This window comes from Bradyrhizobium sp. STM 3809 (assembly GCF_000239795.1).
Lineage (GTDB): Bacteria > Pseudomonadota > Alphaproteobacteria > Rhizobiales > Xanthobacteraceae > Bradyrhizobium.
Genome location: NZ_CAFJ01000790.1, coordinates 1 through 3,479 on the forward strand (window position 1 = coordinate 1; position 3,479 = coordinate 3,479).

Sequence of the window (3,479 nt, forward strand, 5' to 3'; positions counted from 1 at the left end):
TTGTGGAGACAGTTTTGCCAAAAGCTCATACTGATCACAAGCAATAGCCATGGTCGGTACGAGTGCGCAGAACTAATGGTGGTCTTCGGGGAGACGATAGGGACCAACAATGTCAGGCGGAGTGCGCAATGCCAAGCAACGGTTTCGAGAAGGTCGTGTTCATCCCCGCCAACTTCCACCTGAGCGAGAGGGCTGCCGCGATGCTGCGCGAGCTGACGGAGCTGGCTTCGCAGGACCGCGGCCGCACGACGCTGCCGGCAATCTTCTGGGCGGAGGAGTATGACGAGATCAAGCGCCGGGTCATCGTCCATGGCGTGTCGACCGGCTGGTACGCTGTCGACGAGCTGCCAGCGCGGCTGGTGCAGCAGGTCGATGGCGTGAGCCTGGCGTTTCTCGTCACGCCGCGGCATGCGCCGCATTTCCAGGGCAGGACGATCGATTTTCAGGAAACGAAGTTCGTTCTGACGCCGTAGCCATGGACGTCCAATTCCCGCGGCGTCTTGATCACCATCAGCACGCGTGTTAGTAACTCGGCATGAAAAGCATCATCTCCATCGCGTCGGTCTTCTTTCTGAACCGTTGAGTGCGGCCCGCCCTGCGGGCGCACGACATGGCGCGGCCTACCGCCGCGTTTTTCTGGATCAGACCCGGCCAGTGACCGCGCGGCGCGCGGACCCATCTCACTCGGCTAAGCGATGTGAGCTTTTCCATGCCCGACAATTCTATTTTGGCGGCGCAGCCGCCTGCGCTGTCGTCTGCGCAGATCGATCAGTTCATCCGTGACGGCTTCGTCAAGCTCGAGCACGCATTCTCGCGCGAGCTCGCCGCGGCCGCGCGGGACATTCTCTGGCGCGACCTGCCGTGCCGTGCCGACGATCCGTCCTCATGGACACGCCCGGTGGTTCGGCTCGGTCAGTATCATGGCGCGCCGTTCAAGCAGGCGGTCAACACGCCGCGCCTCCACGCCGCCTTCGATCAGCTGGTCGGCCCCGGACGCTGGCGTCCACGTCCGGGCCTCGGCACCTTCCCGGTGCGCTTTCCGCATCCGGACGATCCCGGCGATGCCGGCTGGCACATCGATCTGAGCTTTGCCGGCCCCGACAGCAGCCCGGACCGCCAGACGGGCTTCCCCGATTGGCGCGTCAATTGGCGTTCCGAAGGCCGCGCGCTGCTGATGCTGTTCCTGTTTTCCGACACAGGCGAGCATGACGCGCCGACGCGCATCAAGACCGCCTCGCATCTCGACGTCGCGCGCTATCTCGCGCCGGCCGGCGAGGCCGGTCGCTCCGCGGACGAACTGAGCCAGTTCGCCGACAGCCTGGAGCGTCCGCAAGTACTCGCGACCGGAGAGGCCGGCGATGTCTATCTCTGCCATCCGTTCCTGGCGCATGCGGCGCAGATGCACCGGGGCAGGCAGCCGCGCTTTCTCGCCCAGCCGCCGCTGCATCCGAGCGAGCCGCTGCGGCCCGATCGCGAGGACGGCGCCTCTTCGCCGGTGGAGATCGCGATCCGCTTGGCGCTTGGCAGGAACTGAGGCTCGGTCGACGGCGCCGATGGACGGTCCCCGGTCCTGGAATGCATTGGAGCGACGACGAAAATCATGCGCCCGGCGTTCTGAGATCAACCTTCTCATCAGTTGGCGAGCATCAGGATGCACCATCGCATCGAGATCATGAGCGGCGAGAGCGGATGGCGGCTCGCACGCCCGCTGTTGAACGCCGTCTGGCCCATCGACGTCGTTGCGCAACTGCCTTGGAAGGATATCGCCTGGGCCGATGCCGACCACCGCATCCTCGTCTTGGACGATCATGACGACGTCATCGCCCATGCCGGCTTGCACCTGCGGGATGCGCAGCTCGATGCTGGTCCGGTCAGGATCTGCGGCGTCGGCGGGGTGGCGACACGTTACGACTGTCGCGAACAAGGCCTCGCCGCTGCACTGATGCGCCGTGCGGTGACGGAGATGCGGGACACGCATCGCGCCGATTTCGGGCTGCTATTCTGCGAGCCGCGCCACGCGCCACTCTACGCGCGCCTCGGTTGGCGTGCATTCGAGGGAGAGGTTTACGTCGAGCAACCGCAGCAAGGCCGTGTCCGGTTCGCGGTCACGGACCCGCTCGTGTTCGACCTCCGGACCAGTCCGCGAGAGGGCGCGCTCGATCTCTGCGGACTGCCCTGGTGATCATCAGGCACGGTCCCGCCGCTCGATCGATGACGAGACCGACCTTCGGTGACAATGCACTCAATCGAATGCGGAGCTTCACGCATGCCATGCTTGGCCATTTCGGTAATGCGTCCCGCGAGGAATCTCCAGTCTCAACGCCCGCGTTCGGCCCCTCCATTTACCTGAACGATCTGCGCGGTGACATGCGCCGCCTCCGCCGAGGCGAGCCAGCTGATCGTCGCGGCGATGTCGTCGGGCGTCCCCGCGCGGCCGTTCATCGTCTCATCGATCCTCGATTTCAGCTGTGCTTCACTCATCGCCGCGCCGAAGAATTCCGTGTCCGCGACATAGCCCGGCGCGACGACGTTCACCGTGATGCCGCGTGGTCCGAGCCGTCTGGCGAGATCGGCGGAGTAGGGGTGCAGCGCTGCCTTGGCCGCGCCATAAGACCCTTCGCCGGATCCGCGATAGGCCGCGATCGAACTCACGAAGATGATCCGTCCGCCCGGCGCACGCAGGCGCGGCATGAGCGCTTCGGTGAGCAGCACGGCCGTCAGCGTGTTGAGGCGGAAATTGTCGGTCCAGCGCCGCGCCACGCCCGCCAGACTGTCATCATAGGTGTTGGTCGGCGCACGCCGCGCCACATGGCCGCCGGCAGCATTCACCAGCACGTCGACGGCCGCGAACCGCTGCTCCAGCGTCGTTCGTGTTGCTTCGACCTGCTCCACCTCTGCAAGGTCCGCCGTGATGGCCAAGGGAGCCGGCGCATGCGGCTGCTCAGCGGCGATCGACGCGGCCGCGGCCTCGATCACGCTTTTGCGGCGTCCCACGATCACGACCTGTGCTCCACGTCCAGCGAAGGTCCGCGCTGTCGCAAGCCCGATGCCGGTGCCGCCGCCACTGATCACGACCACTTGCGCCACGCTTCAACTCCAAGATCTCACTCGACGTCGGGATGATCCGGCCTGGGCAGCGCAGTAACAACCGGCCGCGGCGACCGCGTGCGAGCGGCTAGACGCAGTTTCGATCATGCGACTCCACGTTTCAAGTCCGTCCCAGTGATCGAGTGTGTTCGGCCGGGGGAATGTGACGAAGCAAAACATCTGGAGCTGGCCAACACCCCCATGGATCATGTCGATCGTGGAAAAAGATTCCTCTTTCGCTTTTCCAGAAAATATGCTCTACTCCCGCCATCCCGTTTCGCCACGAGGGGCGTATCGCGATCGTCACGACACGTGAGGCGGGGAGGCGATGGCCGCTGGTTTGCCGCAGCGCGCTTCGGCGCGCGGACGAACGGCAGCTTGCGGACGTGAAG

The 3,479-nt window shown here is 65.1% G+C and carries 4 protein-coding genes; 3 read left to right on the forward strand and 1 reads right to left on the reverse strand.

Features of this window, described 5'->3' with window-relative positions; all coding sequences use genetic code 11:
* Positions 1-128 precede the first annotated feature (128 nt).
* From BRAS3809_RS33385 to BRAS3809_RS33400, 3 genes are all read left to right on the forward strand, one after another.
* A complete protein-coding gene (locus BRAS3809_RS33385; RefSeq protein ID WP_008966428.1) occupies positions 129-473 on the forward strand; it encodes a hypothetical protein in 345 nt (114 codons plus the stop codon).
* Between the two features lie 236 nt (positions 474-709).
* The gene (locus BRAS3809_RS33395) at positions 710-1,534 is read left to right on the forward strand and encodes a phytanoyl-CoA dioxygenase family protein (RefSeq protein WP_008966430.1); all 825 of its coding nucleotides are present in this window, start codon (positions 710-712) and stop codon (positions 1,532-1,534) included.
* 117 nt (positions 1,535-1,651) lie between these two features.
* Positions 1,652-2,182 carry a GNAT family N-acetyltransferase gene (locus tag BRAS3809_RS33400; RefSeq protein WP_008966431.1) on the forward strand — a complete coding sequence of 177 codons (531 nt, stop codon included), beginning with the start codon at positions 1,652-1,654 and terminating at the stop codon, positions 2,180-2,182.
* Positions 2,183-2,316: 134 nt separating this feature from the next.
* Here the strand turns inward: BRAS3809_RS33400 and BRAS3809_RS33405 are convergent, their stop codons facing one another.
* Positions 2,317-3,087 carry an SDR family oxidoreductase gene (locus BRAS3809_RS33405; protein WP_008966432.1) on the reverse strand — a complete coding sequence of 257 codons (771 nt, stop codon included), beginning with the start codon at positions 3,085-3,087 and terminating at the stop codon, positions 2,317-2,319.
* Between the last annotated feature and the right edge of the window lie 392 nt (positions 3,088-3,479).